The following is an 18296-nucleotide window of genomic DNA, read 5'->3' on the forward strand; positions in this document are numbered from 1 at the left end:
ATGTTCAAATATATCGGCGACATCGTTAAGGGCACCGGCACCCAGCTGCGCAGCCTGGCAATGGTGTTCTCCCACGGGTTCCGCAAACGCGACACCCTGCAATACCCAGAAGAGCCTGTGTACCTGCCGCCGCGCTACCGCGGCCGCATCGTCCTGACCCGCGACCCCGATGGCGAGGAGCGCTGCGTAGCGTGCAACCTCTGCGCGGTGGCCTGTCCGGTTGGCTGCATCTCGCTGCAGAAAGCCGAGACCGAGGACGGGCGTTGGTACCCTGAGTTCTTCCGCATCAACTTCTCGCGCTGCATTTTCTGCGGCCTGTGCGAAGAGGCGTGCCCGACCACCGCGATCCAGCTGACTCCGGATTTCGAAATGGCCGAGTTCAAGCGTCAGGACCTGGTGTACGAGAAGGAAGATCTGCTGATCTCCGGCCCCGGCAAGAACCCTGACTACAACTTCTACCGTGTTGCGGGTATGGCCATCGCTGGCAAGCCGAAAGGCTCTGCACAGAACGAAGCCGAGCCGATCAACGTGAAGAGCTTGCTCCCATAAGGACAGAAAGATGGAATTCGCTTTCTACTTCGCATCCGGGATCGCCGTGGTCTCCACCCTTCGGGTGGTGACCGGCACCAACCCCGTGCACGCCCTGCTCTACCTGATCATTTCGCTGATTTCCGTGGCAATGATCTTCTTCGCCCTGGGTGCGCCGTTCGCCGGCGCACTGGAAGTGATCGCTTACGCCGGCGCCATCATGGTGCTGTTCGTGTTCGTGGTGATGATGCTCAACCTTGGGCCGGCGTCGGTCGCCCAGGAAAGGGGCTGGCTCAAGCCCGGTATCTGGGCCGGGCCGGTAATCCTGGCTGCCCTGCTGCTGCTGGAGCTGCTTTACGTGCTGTTCGTCGCCCCGAGCGGCGCCGGTATCAGCGGCACCACCGTGGACGCCAAGACCGTGGGCATCAGCCTGTTCGGGCCGTACCTGCTGGTTGTCGAACTGGCCTCGATGCTGCTGCTCGCCGCAGCCGTCACCGCCTTCCACCTGGGCCGCAACGAGGCGAAGGAGTAAATCATGGGTGCTATCCCTCTTGAGCATGGCCTGGCGGTAGCCGGGATCCTGTTCTGCTTAGGTCTGGTTGGCCTGATGGTCCGCCGCAACATCCTTTTCGTACTCATGAGCCTGGAAGTCATGATGAACGCCTCTGCCCTGGCGTTCATCGTCGCCGGTGCCCGTTGGGTCCAGCCCGACGGCCAGGTGATGTTCATTCTGGTGATCAGCCTGGCAGCCGCCGAGGCCAGCATTGGCCTGGCCATTCTGCTGCAGCTGTATCGCCGCTTCCACACTCTCGACATCGATGCTGCCAGTGAGATGCGCGGATGAACCTTATCTTCCTGACTTTCGTCTTCCCCCTGATCGGCTTCCTGCTGCTGTCGTTCTCGCGCGGGCGGTTCTCGGAGAACCTGTCCGCGCTGATCGGCGTTGGCTCGGTGGGCCTGTCGGCCGCCGTGGCCGCCTATGTCATCTGGCAATTCAACGTTGCCCCGCCTGAAGGCGGCGCATACAGCCAGCTGCTGTGGCAGTGGATGTCGGTGGACGGCTTCGCGCCGAACTTCACCCTGTACGTGGACGGCCTGTCGGTCACCATGCTCGGCGTGGTCACCGGTGTCGGCTTCCTGATCCACCTGTTCGCCTCTTGGTACATGCGCGGTGAAGCCGGTTACTCGCGCTTCTTCTCCTACACCAACCTGTTCATCGCCAGCATGCTGTTCCTGGTGCTGGGCGACAACCTGCTGTTCATCTACTTCGGCTGGGAAGGCGTGGGCCTGTGCTCGTACCTGTTGATCGGTTTCTACTACAGCAACCGCAACAACGGTAACGCGGCACTGAAGGCCTTCATCGTCACCCGTATCGGCGACGTGTTCATGGCCATCGGCCTGTTCATCCTGTTCGCCCAGCTGGGTACCCTGAACGTGCAGGAACTGCTGGTGCTGGCTCCGCAGAAATTCCAGGCGGGCGACACCTGGATGGTCCTGGCCACCCTGATGCTGCTGGGCGGTGCGGTCGGTAAGTCGGCCCAGCTGCCGCTGCAGACCTGGCTGGCGGACGCGATGGCTGGCCCTACCCCGGTATCGGCACTGATCCACGCGGCAACCATGGTGACCGCGGGCGTCTACATGATCGCCCGTACCAACGGCCTGTTCCTGCTGGCACCGGACATCCTGCACCTGGTGGGCGTAGTGGGTGGCGTCACCCTGGTCCTGGCGGGCTTCGCAGCCCTGGTCCAGACCGACATCAAGCGTATCCTCGCCTACTCGACCATGAGCCAGATCGGCTACATGTTCCTGGCCCTGGGCGTCGGCGCCTGGGACGCGGCAATCTTCCACCTGATGACACACGCCTTCTTCAAGGCCCTGCTGTTCCTTGCCTCGGGTGCGGTGATCGTTGCCTGCCACCACGAGCAGGACATCTTCAAGATGGGCGGCCTGTGGAAGAAGCTGCCGCTGGCCTACGCCAGCTTCGTGGTGGGTGGTGCTGCCCTGGCGGCCCTGCCGATCCTGACCGTGGGCTTCTACTCCAAGGACGAGATCCTCTGGGAAGCCTTCGCCAGTGGCAATACCGGCCTGCTGTATGCCGGGCTGGTCGGTGCGTTCATGACCTCGCTGTACACCTTCCGCCTGATTTTCATCGCCTTCCACGGCGAAGCCAAGACCGAAGCCCACGCTGGCCACGGCATCAGCCACTGGCTGCCACTGGGCGTGCTGATCGTGCTGTCGACCTTCATCGGCGCGTGGATCCACCCGCCGCTGGCTGGCGTTCTGCCTGAAAGTGCCGGCCACGCCGGTGGTGAAGCCAAGCACGCGTTGGAAATCACCTCGGGCGCCATCGCCATTGCCGGCATCCTGCTGGCCGCGGTGCTGTTCCTGGGCAAGCGTCGCCTGGTCTCGGCCATCGCCAACAGCGGCATCGGCCGCGTCCTGTCGGCCTGGTGGTTCGCCGCCTGGGGCTTCGACTGGATCTACGACAAGCTCTTCGTCAAACCTTACCTGCTGATCAGCCACATCCTGCGCAAGGACCCGGTTGACCGCAGCATCGGCCTGATTCCTCGGATGGCCCGTGGCGGCAACGTCGCCATGAGCAAGACCGAGACCGGCCAGCTGCGCTGGTACACCGCCTCGATCGCCGTCGGTGCCGTGCTGGTCATCGGCGCCGTGGTAGTGGCCGCGGTATGACTATGAATCTTGCGACTTTGCCAAAGGAAACCAACCCGTCATGATTTTGCCTTGGCTGATCCTGATCCCCTTCATCGGCGGCTTCCTGTGCTGGCTGGGTGAGCGCTTCGGCGCCACCCTGCCGCGCTGGATCGCACTGCTGACCATGTCCCTGCTGCTCGGCATCGGCCTGTGGCTGTGGGGCACCGGCGACTACACCCTGGCCCCCGCTCCGGGCGCCGAGCCTGCCTGGGCACTGGAATACAAGGTCCAGTGGATCCAGCGCTTCGGCATCAGCATCCACCTGGCCCTGGATGGCCTGTCGCTGCTGATGATCCTGCTCACCGGCCTGCTCGGTGTGCTGTCGGTACTGTGCTCCTGGAAAGAGATCCAGCGTCACGTCGGCTTCTTCCACCTCAACCTGATGTGGATCCTGGGCGGCGTGGTCGGTGTGTTCCTGGCCCTGGACCTGTTCCTGTTCTTCTTCTTCTGGGAAATGATGCTGGTGCCGATGTACTTCCTCATCGCGCTCTGGGGTCACAGCTCCGCGGACGGCAAGAAGACCCGGATCTACGCCGCGACCAAGTTCTTCATCTTCACCCAGGCCAGCGGCCTGATCATGCTGGTGGCGATCCTGGGCCTGGTGCTGGTCAACTACACCAACACCGGTGTGATCACCTTCAACTACAGCGACCTGCTCAAGGCCGAACTGCCAGCCGGTACCGAGTACCTGCTGATGCTGGGCTTCTTCATCGCCTTCGCGGTGAAACTGCCGGTGGTACCGTTCCACTCCTGGTTGCCTGACGCACACGCCCAGGCACCGACCGCAGGTTCCGTGGACCTGGCCGGTATCTTGCTGAAGACCGCGGCCTACGGCCTGCTGCGCTTCGCCCTGCCGCTGTTCCCGAACGCCTCGGCCGAGTTCGCGCCCATCGCCATGACCCTGGGTCTGATCGGTATCTTCTACGGTGCCTTCCTGGCCTTTGCCCAGACCGACATCAAGCGTCTGGTCGCGTTCTCCAGCGTTTCGCACATGGGCTTCGTGCTGATCGGTATCTACTCCGGCAGCCAGCAAGCCCTGCAGGGCGCGGTGATCCAGATGCTGGCCCACGGTCTGTCGGCCGCCGCACTCTTCATCCTGGCCGGCCAGTTGTACGAGCGCCTGCATACCCGTGACATGCGTGAGATGGGCGGCCTGTGGCACCGCATCGCCTACCTGCCCGCGATCAGCCTGTTCTTCGCCGCCGCCTCCCTGGGCCTGCCAGGTACTGGCAACTTCGTCGGCGAGTTCCTGATCCTGATCGGCAGTTTCGTGCATGTGCCTTGGATCACCGTGATCGCCACCACCGGCCTGGTGTTCGGCTCGGTCTACTCGCTGATCATGATCCACCGCGCCTACTTCGGCCCGGCCAAGTCCGACGCCGTCCTGGCTGGCATGGACGGTCGCGAGCTGGTCATGGTCGTGGGTCTGGCGGTGCTGCTGATCCTGCTGGGCGTGTATCCACAGCCGTTCCTCGACACCTCTGCCGCCACCATGAGCGGTGTGCAGCAGTGGCTCGGTTCCGCTTTCACTCAACTCGCTTCGGCCCGGTAAGAGCGCTATGGAATTCACCACTCAACACTTCATCGCATTGGCGCCGATGCTGATCACCACCATCACCACGGTGGTGGTGATGCTGGCGATCGCCTGGAAGCGCAATCACTCGCAGACCTTCCTGTTGTCCACCGTGGGGCTGAACCTGGCCCTGCTATCGATCCTGCCAGCATTGAAAGTCGCGCCGCTGGCGGTCACCTCGCTGGTCACCATCGACAAGTTCGCCTGCCTGTACATGGCGATCATCCTGGTGGCGACACTGGCCTGCGTAACCCTCGCCCATGCCTATCTGGGCGAGGGTTCCAAGGGCTTCCCGGGCAACCGAGAAGAGCTGTACCTGCTGCTGCTGATGTCGGCCCTCGGTGGCCTCGTGCTGGTCAGCGCCAACCACCTGGCTGGCCTGTTCATCGGCCTGGAGCTGCTGTCGGTGCCGGTCTACGGCCTGGTAGCGTATGCCTTCTTCAACAAGCGTTCGCTGGAAGCCGGTATCAAGTACATGGTGCTGTCGGCCGCAGGTTCGGCCTTCCTGCTGTTCGGCATGGCCCTGCTGTACGCCGACGCTGGCAGCCTGAGCTTCGACCTGATCGGCAAGGCCCTGGCTGCTACCGGCAAGCCAAGCCTGGTGGCCCAACTGGGCCTGGGCATGATGCTGGTTGGCCTGGCCTTCAAGCTGTCGCTGGTTCCGTTCCACCTGTGGACCCCGGACGTATACGAAGGCGCCCCGGCGCCGGTAGCCGCCTTCCTGGCCACCGCCAGCAAGGTCGCGGTATTCGCCGTGGTCGTGCGCCTGTTCATGCTCTCCCCTGCTGCCAGCAGCGGCGTCCTGAGCACCGTCCTGGCAGTGATCGCGGTCGCCTCGATCCTCATCGGTAACCTGCTGGCGCTGACCCAGAGCAACCTCAAGCGTCTGCTGGGTTACTCGTCCATCGCCCACTTCGGTTACCTGGTGATCGCGCTGGTGGCCAGCAAGGGCCTGGCCCTGGAAGCCATGGGCGTGTACCTGGTCACTTACGTCATCACCAGCCTGGGCGCCTTCGGTGTGATCACCCTGATGTCCTCGCCTTACGGCGGTCGTGACGCCGATGCCCTTTACGAGTACCGCGGCCTGTTCTGGCGCCGTCCGTACCTGACTGCGGTGCTGACCGTGATGATGCTGTCGCTGGCGGGTATCCCGCTGACTGCCGGCTTCATCGGCAAGTTCTACATCATTGCCACCGGCGTCGAGTCGCAACTGTGGTGGCTGGTCGGTGCCTTGGTTCTGGGCAGCGCCATCGGCGTGTACTACTACCTGCGCGTCATGGTCACCCTGTACCTGGTGGAGCCTAACCTGCGTCGCCACGATGCCCCGCTGAAGTGGGAACAACGCACCGGCGGCGTCATGCTGCTGGCAATCGCCCTGCTTGCCTTCGTGCTCGGCGTGTACCCGCAGCCGCTGCTGGAACTGGTTCAGCAAGCCGGCCTGCAACTGCTCGGCTGACCGAACCGGTAAAACAAACACCCCGCACATGCGGGGTGTTTTTTTATCTGCGTTTTGTAGTTATCTGAACGGGCTTGGCCGATCGAAGGTTTTCGGGCGAGGCCGCACTGCCATCCTTGAGTGCCGACTTGCGCAGTTCAGTGCCGGCCGATGGCAGGTGGACCTCAGGGTTCGGCATGCCGCTGGGTGACAGCTCATGGGTCATTTCGAACTCGGCTCTCACTGACCAGCCACACGCCTCGGTGGTGCACTGCAGGTACGCGATACGCAGGAAAATGTGCCGTCCTTCGCTGGTACGGATGCGCATTCGACTGTTGCAGTGAGGACAGACCAGCTTGTATGTACTCACGCCAAATACCTGCATGCGCTAATTGCACAGATATGCTGTAAGAATGCTCCCCCAAGTGCATCAGTATTGACTACGGAAAAGGAAGGGTTTTTCATCATGCTGCTCCTCATGTCAGGATATCTCCTCAAAATGCAGGGCTACTATTCGTAACAAGTAGTTTAAGCCCAAGTAACGTCGTTAAACCAGTCGTGGATATTTGTTATGAGTAGCCCTTTATTTGCATCAGTGCTGGCACGTCTCAAGCTGCTGACCGGCTCGGAGACCGATGTGCAGCTGGCCAGGGCCCTTGCGGTAAGCCCGCAGACCCTGAGCAGTTGGAAGGTGCGTGGCAGCATTCCCTACGCACTATGCATAGACATCGCCCGCCAGCGCGGCTGCTCGCTCGACTGGCTATTGCTGGGTGAGTACCAGGACGGCCCGTCGGGCTTGGCAAACGAGACTTGGGAGAGCGACATGCTCGCGCGTCTTCGCGCGCTTTCAGTTGCCGATCGCCAGGCGATTCAATTGCAGATCGAAGACAAGCAACGAATCCACCAACTGGAGCGCCAGGTGCGCGAGCTGACGCTGCGCATGCCCACTCCAATCGAAGGCTAGCCACGACGGCGCCAGCGCTGAAGCAGCTCGCGCAGGTCCACAGAATCCAGCCAGACCATGACCTTGAGGCTGATCGGAATCACCACCACCGCCGCCACGAAGGCGGCCATGCCGCGTGACAACATGGGCACCAAGGAATGCAACAACGGCTCGAACAGATAGCCTACGCCCAGCGTCAGAAACACCAGCAGCATCTGCTTGCGGGTCGACAGGCGCTTGCGCGAGACGATGATCAAGCGATCTCGCGCGGCACTGACCAGCAAAGCTCCCAGCAACGCACCGAACAGCGCCCTGCCCTCTGTATTGAGCACCTCACGAAAAGCCGCGCTGGCCGCCTCCAGCAGGTAGCGTTCGCTCATGATGGCGTTCTCCACACCACCTGCCCGCCGGGCTTGGTATAAAGAGTACGCATCACGGCGGCCTCGACGAAACGCCGATAGCAGACCGACAACGCCCTTCCATGGTCATGCCCTGCCACGTCCTCCAGACGCTTGTAGCCACGCCCTCGCAGTACGGCGCGCCAGTGCGCGAACTCCGAAGCAGCGTTGATCGCCGCACAGCGAGCCGCCAGTGCCAGGCGCGCCTCGCTCACCTGACCGCCAAGGCGCAAGCGCTCTCGTAGCGAACACAGTTCGATGCGTGGCCAAAAAGGATCATCGCCATCGGGAAAACGTGCCCCCTTGACAGGCAACGCGGGTGGCGGCGGTAAATCTTCCATACGCTCTGATGACATGATCCGCCCTCACTGCTCGGACAACATGCCGTAGCGTATGGCCTTGATCACAGCCGCTACACGCGTGGGGACATCGAATTTGCGCAGGATATTGGACACGTGGAAATTCACCGTCGACTCCTTGCACTGCAGAATTCGACCGATCTCCCACGAGCTCTTGCCGTATGCACACCACAGCAGGACCTGATGCTCGCGGGGCGTCAGGCGAATCGGTGTGTCCGCAGCATGTTCTGGTTCCTGCCGTACGTTGGTTTTCATCATTGAACTCCACAAGTAATCGCCAGTTGCGACAGCCGGATGTGCTGTCGCCATGGGCCCACCTTACGAAGGGCGATGTGCTGGCTCCACTCGCGGGGTTTGTAAACGCGCTTCCTACACAACCGTCTTCCATTGGCGCGGTGCAATTAACTGAAATTCCCCGTGCTCTGGACGGTATTTCTTTCGTCACAACGCGGTTGCCTGTTCGCTTTTCGCCTGGAGTTGTAGGATGCGCCCCGTTTTGCCCCTTTCGTCTTGCCTTGGCCTGCTGGCCGCTTTCACCCTGAGCCAGCAAGCCACTGCTGCTCCAGCCGTTGAACTGGGCGAGGTGCTGATCAATGACGAGCAGCAAAGCGAGCTGGACGACGCCCGCGAACGCCTGCAGGCGGTGCCGGGGGCCAGCAACCTGGTGGACATGCAGCGTGTTGGTCAGGGCCGGGTGGCCAGTAATCAGGATGTGCTGGCTTACCAGCCTGGGGTATTCGCCCAGTCGGCGGGCAACGATGGCATCAAACTGTCGATTCGCGGTTCAGGCATCAACCGTGCACCGGGGGCACATGGCTCCGGGGTGTACACGATGTTCGACGGACTGCCCCTGACCGGTCCCGGCGGCACACCCTACGAACTGTTCGAACCCCTGTGGCTGAGCCGGGCCGAAGTGCTGCGCGGCGCCAATGGTTTCGACCAGGGTGCCCTGGCGCTGGGCGGCGCGATCAACTATGTGACCCACACAGGCTACGATGCAGCGCCGCTGCAGGTGCGCTACGAGGTTGGCAGCCGTGGTTACCAGCACCGGCATATCAGCTCGGGCCAGGTGCTGGGTAACCTGGACTACTACGTGGCGCTGACCGATTCGGAATACGACGGTTATCAGAAGCACAGCAGCGGCAGTGCCAAGGGGATTGCCGCCAATGTCGGCTACCGTTTCAATCCCAACCTGGAAACCCGCTTCTACCTGCGCTACCGAGAAACCGAAAACGCGTTGGCCGGCCGCTTGACCAAAGCGCAGATCAAGCATGATCCGCGGGCTGCCAATCCAGGTTACTTGTCACGTAATGACAGCCGTCCGCAGCCGGGCAGCACCTGGGTGGGCAACAAAACCACCTTCTTCCTGAACGACGACTCACGCCTGGAAGCAGGGCTGGTCTATCACGACTACCCGATGGACTTGCGTGAAGGCGCAATGCGCCTGAAGGTTGCCTACACCGATGTCAGTGGCACGCTCAACTACTTCCGTCGGGACACCTTGTTCGGCCATGAGAGCAAGACGACCATCGGGTGGCGCACCACCAAACACCTGCCCAACAGCGGCGCATCACAATTCACGCGGGTGAACGATATAGTTGGCGAGCGCACGCGCGACTTCAGCTATCAGGGCTCGGACACCGTGCTGCATGCCGGCAACGACCTGGAGCTGGTCCCGGACCTCTGGCTGACCACTGGCCTGGCGATGATCTATACCCGACGCGAGAGCGATGTGACCTATCCTGCCGAAGGCGGGAAGGTCAGCCAACACGACTGGGACTATGCACCACGTGTAGGCCTGCGCTACGACATTCGTCCTGACTTACAGGTCTATGGCAACCTCAGCCGCTCGGTTGAGCCGCCACATCCGTGGTCGCTGATCTGGAGCGCACCGACCAAGACGCAACCGATCGAGATGCAAAACCAGACAGCCACAACACTGGAACTGGGTGCTCGTGGCGACTCGAGAATCGGTCGTTGGGAGCTGGCCTGGTACTACGCCCAGGTGCGTCACGAACTGCTGGCAGTGGAACTGGCCCCCGGCATTACCGCCGAATACAACGCCAGCCCCACGGTCCACCAAGGTGTCGAAGCCGCATTGGACAGTATCCTCTGGGAACAATCCGGCACCGGCAAGTTGAGCCTGCGCCAGGCCTACACCTTCAGCGACTTCCACTACCGCGATGACGACACGTTCGGCGACAACCGCCTGCCCGGCATCCCGATGCATTATTACCAGGCCGAACTGCGTTATGACTGGCCAGGCGGCTTCTACGCCGGCGTGAACACCCAGATGGCCTCGAAGGTGCAGGTCGACTACGCCAACAGCTACCCCGCCGATGCCTATGCCCTGCTCGGTGCGCGCCTGGGCTGGGATTCGCCCAAGCAGGACTGGCAAACCTGGCTTGACCTGCGCAACCTGACCAACAAACGTTATGCCGCCACGGTTACACCAGGCTACGACGACGCAGGACTGGACAAGGCCCGCTCCACACCCGGCGAAAGTTTCAGCGTGTATGCAGGCGTTTCGTACAGTTTCCGATAATTCGGCCTGCCCTACTGCGGCAACTGCACCTTCGGCTTGGTCGATGCGAAAATCGCCCAACTGGAGACGAACAAGGCCGCGATCAACGGCCCGATCACGAACCCATTGAGCCCGAACACCGCCAGCCCGCCCAAGGTGGACACCAGGATCAGGTAATCGGGCATTCGGGTGTCCTTGCCCACCAGAATCGGTCGTAGCAGGTTGTCCACCAGGCCAATCACCAGCACCCCGAATGCCGTCAGGATCGCGCCCTGCAGAATCGCTCCGGTCAGCAGGAAATACGCCGCCACCGGTGCCCAGACAATGCCCGCGCCCACCGCCGGCAACAACGACAGGAACGCCATCAACACCGCCCATACCAGCGCACTGGGAATGTCCAGCACCCAGAAGATGAATCCGCCCAGCGCCCCCTGGGTGATCGCGACCAGCACGTTGCCCTTGACCGTCGCCCGTACCACGCGGTTGAACTTCAGTTGCAGACGGCGCTTCTGGTGCTCGGGCAACGGCACCGCAAGCCGTACCTGACGAGCCACCTCCGGCCCCTCGCGCAAGAAGAAGAACAGCAGGTACATCATGATGCCGAAGCTGATCAGGAATTCGAAGGTGCCTTGGCCGAAGTTGAACGCCTGGCTGGCCAGTACCTGACTGCCCTGGGTGGCCCATTTGGTGATTTTCTCGCGCAGGCCGTCGAAGTTACCCATGCCCATCCTGTCCAGCCCTTGCTGGGCGAAGGCGGGCAGCATGTCCCGGCCGCGCTCGACATAGCCGGCGATGTCCAGTTGACCGCTCTCGATGCGCTGGTACAACGCCGCCCCCTCCTGCACCAGCAATGCGCTGGTGATGATCACCGGCAAGATGGCCACCATCAGGCATACCAGCAAAGTGGCCGCGGCGGCCAGGTTACGACGCCGACCGAAGCGGATCAGCAGATGGCGCTGCAAAGGCGCGAAGAGGATGCCGAGAATCACCGCCCAGAAGATGGCGCCGTAGTAGGGCAGTAGTATCCACGCGAAAGCGACCGACACCAACGTCAGGAGTACGGCCAGGGCTCTGTTCTGGAGGGCGGTTTCGTTCATGGTGATTCCTTGAGTGTCCTGGTTGTTAGTGCAGGCCATCACAGGAAAAGTGCCACCCTGGCGTTGATTCAAATCAATACGCAGCCGCGAGCCGAGCCTTAGCATCCGCCGCTTTTGCCCCGGTGCGCACATGACCTCCTTCGCCAAGCCCGAATTGCTGGCCCCAGCCGGCACCCTCAAGACCATGCGCTATGCCTTCGCCTATGGCGCCGATGCGGTCTACGCCGGCCAGCCGCGCTACAGCCTGCGCGTGCGCAACAATGAATTCGACCACGCCAACCTGGCCTTGGGCATCCAGGAGGCGCACGCCCGGGGCAAGCGCTTTTACGTGGTGGTCAACATCGCCCCGCACAACGCCAAGCTCAAGACCTTCCTCAAAGACCTTGCGCCCGTGATCGACATGGCGCCCGATGCGCTGATCATGTCCGACCCGGGCCTGATCATGCTGGTGCGCCAGCACTTCCCGCACATGCCGGTGCACCTGTCGGTACAGGCCAACACGGTCAACTGGGCCAGTGTGCAGTTCTGGCAGCAATTGGGCTTGAGTCGGGTCATCCTGTCCCGTGAACTGTCGCTAGAGGAAATCGCGGAAATCCGTCAGCAGGTGCCGGAGATGGAACTGGAAGTGTTCGTCCACGGTGCCCTGTGCATGGCGTACTCTGGCCGCTGCCTGTTGTCGGGCTACCTGAACAAGCGCGATGCCAACCAAGGCACCTGCACCAATGCCTGCCGCTGGAAGTACGACGCCCAGCCGGCCACTGAAAACGCCACCGGCGACATCGTGCAACTGGTCGAACCGACACTCGGCCTGGGCACCCCTACCGACCAGCTGTTCCTGCTGCAGGAGAGCAACCGCCCGGGCGAGACGATGCCCGCCTTCGAGGACGAGCACGGTACCTACATCATGAACGCCAAGGACCTGCGCGCTATCCAGCATGTCGAGCGGCTGACCGCCATGGGGGTGCATTCGCTGAAAATCGAAGGCCGGACCAAGTCGCACTTCTACTGTGCCCGCGCGGTGCAATCCTATCGCCAGGCCATCGACGACGCGGTGGCCGGCCGACCCTTCGACCGAAGCCTGATGGGCAACCTCGAATCCCTTGCACAGCGTGGCTACACCGAGGGTTTCCTGCGCCGCCATGTTCACGACGAGTACCAGAACTACCAACGAGGCAACTCGGTGTCCGAGCGCCAGCAGTTCGTTGGCGAGCTGACGGGCGAGCGCGTTGATGGGCTGGCCGAGGTCAAGGTGAAGAACCGCTTCGCCGTGGGCGATCACCTGGAGCTGATGACCCCGCGTGGCAATTATCATTTCGATCTCCATCGCCTGAACAACCGGCAGCAACGGGCCATCGACGTGGCGCCGGGGGATGGCCACATCGTGTACCTGCCCATTCCTGAACAGGTCCCATTGTCGTTCGGCCTGCTGATGCGTGACCTTGGCCAGGACGAGCAGGCGAGCTGACGACGTGCGCGCTGCGCCGGGAGGCGGCTTACGCTATGCTGCTGACCTACCGCCGGGCCTGGAACCGACGCCTGTGATGACAGGCATGCGGCTGCGTCTTAGAAGGAGTTGAACCCTCATGCTGCGTAAACACTTGATCACCCTGGGACTGCTGGCCTTCACAGGCCTGGCCCAGGCAGCCGAAACCATCGACGTCTACCGCGACCCCAACTGCGGCTGCTGCAAAGCCTGGATCAGCCACCTTCGCGACAACGGCTTCACCGTCAATGACCATGTCGAGCCGAACATGAGCGCGGTCAAGCAGCGCCTGGGCGTCGCACCGCGCCTGGCGTCGTGTCACACCGGGGTGATCGACGGCAAGTTCGTCGAAGGCCATGTGCCGGCCGAGCAGGTGCGCCTGCTGGCCAAGCGCACTGACCTAAAAGGCCTGGCAGTACCCGGCATGCCCATGGGCTCGCCAGGTATGGAAATGGGCGATCACAAGGACCCTTACCAGGTCATCGGGGTGACCCAGGACGGCAAGGACACCGTGGTCGCCAACTACTGATGCTCAGCCTCTGGGCGCTGTTTCTCAGCGCCTTTGGCGCAGCGACCCTGCTGCCTCTACAGTCGGAGGCCGTGCTGGTGGGGTTGCTGCTGCGCCAGCCCGACACCTGGGCGACCCTCCTTGCGGTGGCAACCTTGGGCAATGTGCTCGGTTCGGTGGTCAACTGGCTGCTAGGCCGCGCCATCGAGCACCTGCGCGAGAAGCGCTGGTTCCCTTTCAGCGCCGCGCAACTGGAGCGTGCCCAGCAGCGCTACCAACGCTGGGGACAATGGTCGCTGCTGCTCAGTTGGATGCCCGTGATTGGCGACCCGCTGACATTGATCGCCGGCATCATGCGCGAACCCTTCTGGCGTTTCCTGTTGCTGGTGACCCTGGCCAAGGCCGGTCGCTACACCGTGTTGGCGATGATCACGCTGGGCTGGTTTCACGCCTGGTAACACCTTTAACGTTTCATCAGGGCAAGCGACTGCTACAGTCGCCCATTCCTACATGGCCCTACACGGAGTGCCCCCATGCTGCGCGCAACCGCCCTGGCCCTGGCCTGCCTGATGACGGGCCCGGCCCTCGCCGCTGAAATGCCCACCTACGGTCAACAGCTCGAAGGCTTCCAGTACCCCTACCCGCTCAGGCATTTCGACTTCACCTCCCAGGGGCAGCACCTGCAGATGGGGTACATGGACGTGCCTGCCAAGGGGCAAGCCAATGGCCGCAGCGTCGTGCTGATGCACGGCAAGAACTTCTGCGCCGCCACCTGGGAAACCACCATCGACGCCCTGAGCCAGGCTGGCTACCGGGTCATCGCGCCCGACCAGGTCGGTTTCTGTAGCTCCAGCAAGCCTGCCCACTACCAGTACAGCTTCCAGCAACTGGCCGACAACACCCAGGCGCTGCTCGCCCAGTTAGGCATCAAGCAGGCGGTCATTCTCGGTCATTCCACAGGCGGCATGCTCGCCACCCGCTACGCCTTGATGTACCCACAGCAAGTCGAACGCCTGGCCATGGTCAATCCCATTGGCCTGGAGGACTGGAAAGCCCTAGGCGTGCCTTACCGGACGGTCGATCAGTGGTACCAACGAGAGCTGAAGCTCGATGCCGACGGTGTGCGCAAGTATGAGCGCAATACCTATTACGCCGGGCGCTGGAAGCCCGAGTACGAACGCTGGGTGCAGATGCTGGTGGGGTTGAACACAGGGCCTGGGCATGAACGTGTGGCATGGAACTCGGCGCTGATCTACGACATGATCTTCACCCAACCGGTGTATCACGAGTTCAAGGACCTGAAGATGCCGACGTTGCTGTTGATCGGCGATCAGGACACCACGGCCATCGGCAGCGATATCGCGCCAACGGATGTAAAAGCCAAGCTTGGCCAGTACAAAGTGCTGGGGCCGCAGGTGGCCAAGATGATCCCCCAAGGCGAACTGGTGACCTTCGCCGGGCTGGGACACGCGCCACAGATCGAGGAGCCGGCGCAGTTTCACAAGGCGTTGATCGAATGGCTGGGGCGTTGACCCGGTAAACGCAGACGCCTGTGGGAGTGGCTAACTGTCACGATCGAGCGGCAAGGATTCTCACTCCGCCCGCTACGCCGTGGGGCTGCCGGGCGGGCCTTTCGCGATGCAAGGCCCCTCCCACGGGCGGCTCAGTTCTTCCAGATCTGTGCTTCGGTCCAGCCAAGTTCGGCAAAATCCTCCGCCCGCAACCCGGCTTCCTCCTCGCAGAAGAACTCGTCCAGCTGGGGCGGTCTCACCGAGGTGTTGCTAAGCATCCCGTGCACTTGGCCACGGTGATGGATCTGGTGCTCGAACAAATGCGCCAGCAGGCGCAACCGAGGCTCGCGTTGCATGCGCTGGGGACGGGCAATGTTCACATACCGGGCCAACTGGTCATCACGCAATCCCTGGCAATAGCTGATCAACCGATGGTCTGCCTGGGCTTGCTCGGCATGCAGGTCAGCGCAGGTGGCGAACGGCTGTTCCGGCTCGAAAAAGCGCTCTGCATCCGGGGTAGGTGTTTCCCCGCGCTGCTCGCATTCGAGCATGTGCAAATAGAACCAGTCCACCGTCAACAGATGGTTGAGGGTGGACTTGATCGATGGGAAAAAACTGCAACGCGGGGCGACGAATTCGTCCTGGGTCAGTTGCAGGCAAGCCTTGTACAGGCGGTGATTGGCCCAGGCATTGTTGTAGGCCTGGGTCAGCAGATGATGCGACAGCGGCTCCATGATTCGGCTCCTTCAGGCGAAGCGTTGCAGTTGCATCTCCCGTAGCCGGCTGAGGGTCCGTTGATACGGGAACGCCAGATACCCTTGAGTGTAGAGTGCTTCGAGCGGTACCTGCGCTTCCAGGTACAAAGCCACCTTGCGGTCATAGCACTCATCGACCAGGGCGATGAAGCGGCGCACCGCATCGTCCTTGGGCGACAGCATCGGCAATTGGCGATCGCCAGCCTCGACCCGGGCCGCTGCATCTTCGGTACCGCGAGCGATACGCCCTGCCCGTTGCTCTCCACCCAGGGCCGGGATGCCCTCCACCAAAATGGCCGAAAAGCGATCGCACAATGCCATGAACTCCATGGCTGCCAGGGGCTGCTCGCACAAGTCGGCGAAGCGGCACCAAATGGCCTGCTCGCTACGGCGTACCACGTGAATCTGGCGGCTGCCCAGCGTCAGCGGTTGATCCGTGCCTGGCTCGTGCGCACTGAGCTGTTCGAAAACCCGCGCAAGGGCAGTGCTGCCGCCCGCCTCGGCCACCCAGTAGCGTTGCCGCGCAGCCCCTGGGTGCAAGCGGTGATCCTGCTCGCCGGCCACCGAGAGCACCTTCATGTGCCGCTCGATGGCGGCTATCGCCGGCAGGAAGCGCTCGCGGTTGAAGCCGTCGCGGTACAGCTGGTCCGGCGGCTGGTTTGAGGTGGCCACGATGACCACACCCTCATCGAACAGCACCTGGAACAAGCGCCCCAGGATGATCGCATCGCCTATGTCGCTGACGAACAGTTCATCGAAGCACAGCACGCGGATCTGCCCGGCCAGCTCACGTGCCAGTGCATGCAACGGGTCGGCAGTGCCGTTGAGCTGGAACAGCCGCTGGTGCACCCAGGCCATGAAGTGATGGAAGTGCTGCCGTCGGGCAGGCACTTGCAGGCAACGGTGGAACAGGTCCATGAGCCAGGTCTTGCCACGCCCGACTGGCCCCCAGAGGTAGATACCCTGGGCGTGTCTGCCTTGTCGCAGGCTGTCGAAGCACGCCTGCAGGGCGATGGCAGCCTGGGCCTGGGCAGCGTCGGGAACGTAACCTTGGTCGCTAAGGGCCTGTTGGTAGAGCGTTTGCGGATCTGGGTGCATGGTTCATCGCATTGGACGGTCAGCGAGCATTGTCCGCAACGGCCTCATCGCCGGCAAGCCGGCTCGTACAGCTAGAAGGTGACGCCGGCTATCAGGGCGATGTTGCTGTAAGGCTTGCACTCCCCCGTGCGCACCACGGCCTTGGCCTGACGGCTGAGGCGTTTGAACTGTTCGTGGGGCATCAACTCACGCCGTTCCAGCGGCAAGCGTGCCACTTCCGCCAGCGCAGGTGGCGACACGTCCAGCATTTCTTCTGCTACCACATAACGCTCAACTTGCATCTCGCTCAGCACGGTACGTAGCACACTGGCGAAATCCGGAATGCCTGGCGTCACCGCCAGGTCGATCAGCTCGACGCCCGGCGGTACCGGCAACCCGGCATCGCCGATCACCAGGATGTCGCCATGCCCCAGGCCTGCAATGGTGCGTGACAAGGCGATGTTGAGCAGTGCGGTCTTCTTCATGGCAGCTCCTTGAGGTACGGGATGGACGGCTGCGCACCCGCGCGGGTAACGGACAGCGCCGCGGCGCGTTGGCCGAAAGCGATGGCGGCATCCTCCGTCAGGCCACGCACCAGCGCGGCGGCGAACCCGCCAATGAAGGTATCGCCGGCGGCGGTGGTATCCAACGCCTTGACCTTGGGCGCGGGGAAGTGCCGGCTGCCTTGCGCGCAAACCAGCAGGGCCCCGTGCGCGCCCAGCGTGATGATCACCTTGCGCACCCCCAGTTGCACCAGGCGCTCACCCGCACGCCGGGCGCTGTCGAGGTCGCTGACTGGCACGCCGGTCAGCGCTTGGGCCTCGCTTTCGTTCGGGGCGAGGTAATCGATGTGGGCCAGCCATTGTGTCGGCAACGGGCCGGTGGCCGGCGCGGGGTTGAGAATCACGGTCTTGCCAAGCTCACGCCCCCGGGCCAGGGTCCAGGCCACGGTGTCGGCCGGCACCTCGAGCTGGCAGATGATCACTTCGGCCGCCTGCAACAACCCATCGAACTGCTGCACGGCCTGTGGCGTCAGCAGGCCGTTGCCACCGGGAATGATGACGATGCAGTTCTGGCTGGCGGCATCCACGGTAATCAGCGCCACGCCGCTGGAAACGCCCTCGCATACCTTGACTGCCTGGCAGTCGATACCTTCGACCTCCAGCGCTTGGCGCAGCTGCTGGCCATAGGCGTCATCGCCAACGTTGCCGACCATCGCCACAGTGCCGCCCAGTCGGGCGACGGCCACCGCCTGATTGGCACCTTTGCCCCCAGGCACGGTGAAAAAGTTTTCGCCGGCCAGCGTTTCGCCCGGACGCGGCAGGCGTTCGGCGCGGGCCACCAGGTCCATGTTGAGGCTACCGACCACCACTACCTTGGCCTTCATGGC

21 protein-coding genes are annotated in these 18296 nt (G+C 62.6%); 12 read left to right on the forward strand and 9 right to left on the reverse strand.

The genetic code is table 11. The annotated features are described in order from the left end of the window. The 6 genes from nuoI to nuoN are packed head-to-tail and all read left to right on the forward strand — an operon-like array spanning position 1 to position 6272. Positions 1 to 549, forward strand: a complete 549-nt coding sequence (gene nuoI, locus P3R38_RS15915; RefSeq protein ID WP_003251442.1) for an NADH-quinone oxidoreductase subunit NuoI — start codon at positions 1 to 3, stop codon at positions 547 to 549. 10 nt (positions 550 to 559) lie between these two features. After that, positions 560 to 1060 (forward strand): NADH-quinone oxidoreductase subunit J, encoded by a 501-nt coding sequence (gene nuoJ, locus P3R38_RS15920; protein WP_023381226.1) that lies wholly within the window; start codon positions 560 to 562, stop codon positions 1058 to 1060. A gap of 3 nt (positions 1061 to 1063) precedes the next feature. Further along, positions 1064 to 1372: an NADH-quinone oxidoreductase subunit NuoK gene (gene nuoK, locus P3R38_RS15925; protein ID WP_008096201.1), complete on the forward strand. Its 309-nt coding sequence runs from the start codon at positions 1064 to 1066 to the stop codon at positions 1370 to 1372. Then, entirely contained in the window at positions 1369 to 3222 is a 1854-nt protein-coding gene (nuoL, locus tag P3R38_RS15930) for an NADH-quinone oxidoreductase subunit L (protein ID WP_277686409.1), read from the forward strand. The genes nuoK and nuoL overlap by 4 nt, the downstream gene beginning before the upstream one ends. Before the next feature lie 40 nt (positions 3223 to 3262). Then, on the forward strand, positions 3263 to 4795 hold the full coding sequence (gene nuoM / locus P3R38_RS15935) for an NADH-quinone oxidoreductase subunit M (protein ID WP_023381228.1): 1533 nt from the start codon (positions 3263 to 3265) through the stop codon (positions 4793 to 4795). Between the two features lie 7 nt (positions 4796 to 4802). Further along, the gene (nuoN, locus tag P3R38_RS15940; RefSeq protein WP_023381229.1) at positions 4803 to 6272 is read left to right on the forward strand and encodes an NADH-quinone oxidoreductase subunit NuoN; all 1470 of its coding nucleotides are present in this window, start codon (positions 4803 to 4805) and stop codon (positions 6270 to 6272) included. Positions 6273 to 6315: 43 nt separating this feature from the next. Here nuoN and P3R38_RS15945 read toward each other — a convergent pair whose 3' ends face one another. Beyond that, positions 6316 to 6621, reverse strand: a complete 306-nt coding sequence (locus P3R38_RS15945) for an ogr/Delta-like zinc finger family protein (RefSeq protein WP_238546528.1) — start codon at positions 6619 to 6621, stop codon at positions 6316 to 6318. Between the two features lie 201 nt (positions 6622 to 6822). Between P3R38_RS15945 and P3R38_RS15950 the strand changes: the two genes are divergently transcribed. Beyond that, on the forward strand, positions 6823 to 7215 hold the full coding sequence (locus P3R38_RS15950; protein WP_027908168.1) for a helix-turn-helix domain-containing protein: 393 nt from the start codon (positions 6823 to 6825) through the stop codon (positions 7213 to 7215). Here P3R38_RS15950 and P3R38_RS15955 read toward each other — a convergent pair. Genes P3R38_RS15955 through P3R38_RS15965 form a run of 3 tightly spaced genes read right to left on the reverse strand, consistent with a single transcriptional unit; the run spans position 7212 to position 8206 of the window. Further along, a complete protein-coding gene (locus tag P3R38_RS15955; RefSeq protein ID WP_023381232.1) occupies positions 7212 to 7574 on the reverse strand; it encodes a hypothetical protein in 363 nt (120 codons plus the stop codon). The genes P3R38_RS15950 and P3R38_RS15955 overlap by 4 nt on opposite strands. Then, a complete protein-coding gene (locus tag P3R38_RS15960) occupies positions 7571 to 7948 on the reverse strand; it encodes a head completion/stabilization protein (RefSeq protein ID WP_081669752.1) in 378 nt (125 codons plus the stop codon). The genes P3R38_RS15955 and P3R38_RS15960 overlap by 4 nt, the downstream gene beginning before the upstream one ends. Positions 7949 to 7957: 9 nt before the next feature. Beyond that, positions 7958 to 8206 (reverse strand): helix-turn-helix domain-containing protein, encoded by a 249-nt coding sequence (locus P3R38_RS15965; protein WP_023381234.1) that lies wholly within the window; start codon positions 8204 to 8206, stop codon positions 7958 to 7960. Between the two features lie 229 nt (positions 8207 to 8435). On the opposite strand from P3R38_RS15965, the gene P3R38_RS15970 reads away from it, so the two are divergent. Continuing rightward, positions 8436 to 10496, forward strand: coding sequence for a TonB-dependent receptor (locus tag P3R38_RS15970; protein ID WP_277686410.1), 2061 nt, complete (start codon positions 8436 to 8438; stop codon positions 10494 to 10496). Positions 10497 to 10507: 11 nt separating this feature from the next. Here the strand turns inward: P3R38_RS15970 and P3R38_RS15975 are convergent, their stop codons facing one another. Beyond that, positions 10508 to 11572, reverse strand: coding sequence for an AI-2E family transporter (locus tag P3R38_RS15975; protein WP_023381236.1), 1065 nt, complete (start codon positions 11570 to 11572; stop codon positions 10508 to 10510). Positions 11573 to 11702: 130 nt separating this feature from the next. Here P3R38_RS15975 and yegQ point away from each other — a divergent pair, with 130 nt between their 5' ends. The 4 genes from yegQ to P3R38_RS15995 all read left to right on the forward strand — a co-directional run bounded on the left by yegQ (position 11703) and on the right by P3R38_RS15995 (position 15095). After that, positions 11703 to 13037 (forward strand): tRNA 5-hydroxyuridine modification protein YegQ, encoded by a 1335-nt coding sequence (gene yegQ, locus P3R38_RS15980; protein WP_277686411.1) that lies wholly within the window; start codon positions 11703 to 11705, stop codon positions 13035 to 13037. Positions 13038 to 13155: 118 nt separating this feature from the next. After that, positions 13156 to 13584: a DUF411 domain-containing protein gene (locus P3R38_RS15985; RefSeq protein ID WP_023381238.1), complete on the forward strand. Its 429-nt coding sequence runs from the start codon at positions 13156 to 13158 to the stop codon at positions 13582 to 13584. Then, positions 13584 to 14021, forward strand: coding sequence for a YqaA family protein (locus P3R38_RS15990; RefSeq protein WP_023381239.1), 438 nt, complete (start codon positions 13584 to 13586; stop codon positions 14019 to 14021). Before P3R38_RS15985 ends, P3R38_RS15990 begins: the two co-directional genes overlap by 1 nt. Before the next feature lie 75 nt (positions 14022 to 14096). After that, positions 14097 to 15095 (forward strand): alpha/beta hydrolase, encoded by a 999-nt coding sequence (locus P3R38_RS15995; protein WP_277686412.1) that lies wholly within the window; start codon positions 14097 to 14099, stop codon positions 15093 to 15095. Positions 15096 to 15226: 131 nt separating this feature from the next. Here P3R38_RS15995 and P3R38_RS16000 read toward each other — a convergent pair whose 3' ends face one another. The 4 genes from P3R38_RS16000 to rbsK all read right to left on the reverse strand — a co-directional run bounded on the left by P3R38_RS16000 (position 15227) and on the right by rbsK (position 18293). Next, positions 15227 to 15808 (reverse strand): DinB family protein, encoded by a 582-nt coding sequence (locus tag P3R38_RS16000; protein ID WP_023381241.1) that lies wholly within the window; start codon positions 15806 to 15808, stop codon positions 15227 to 15229. A gap of 12 nt (positions 15809 to 15820) precedes the next feature. Then, positions 15821 to 16927 (reverse strand): cell division protein ZapE, encoded by a 1107-nt coding sequence (zapE, locus tag P3R38_RS16005; RefSeq protein ID WP_023381242.1) that lies wholly within the window; start codon positions 16925 to 16927, stop codon positions 15821 to 15823. 71 nt (positions 16928 to 16998) lie between these two features. Further along, entirely contained in the window at positions 16999 to 17391 is a 393-nt protein-coding gene (gene rbsD, locus P3R38_RS16010) for a D-ribose pyranase (protein ID WP_104881487.1), read from the reverse strand. After that, positions 17388 to 18293 (reverse strand): ribokinase, encoded by a 906-nt coding sequence (gene rbsK, locus P3R38_RS16015; protein WP_277686413.1) that lies wholly within the window; start codon positions 18291 to 18293, stop codon positions 17388 to 17390. The genes rbsD and rbsK overlap by 4 nt, the downstream gene beginning before the upstream one ends. Between the last annotated feature and the right edge of the window lie 3 nt (positions 18294 to 18296).

It is taken from the genome of Pseudomonas sp. NyZ480, from assembly GCF_029537255.1.
GTDB lineage: Bacteria > Pseudomonadota > Gammaproteobacteria > Pseudomonadales > Pseudomonadaceae > Aquipseudomonas > Aquipseudomonas taiwanensis.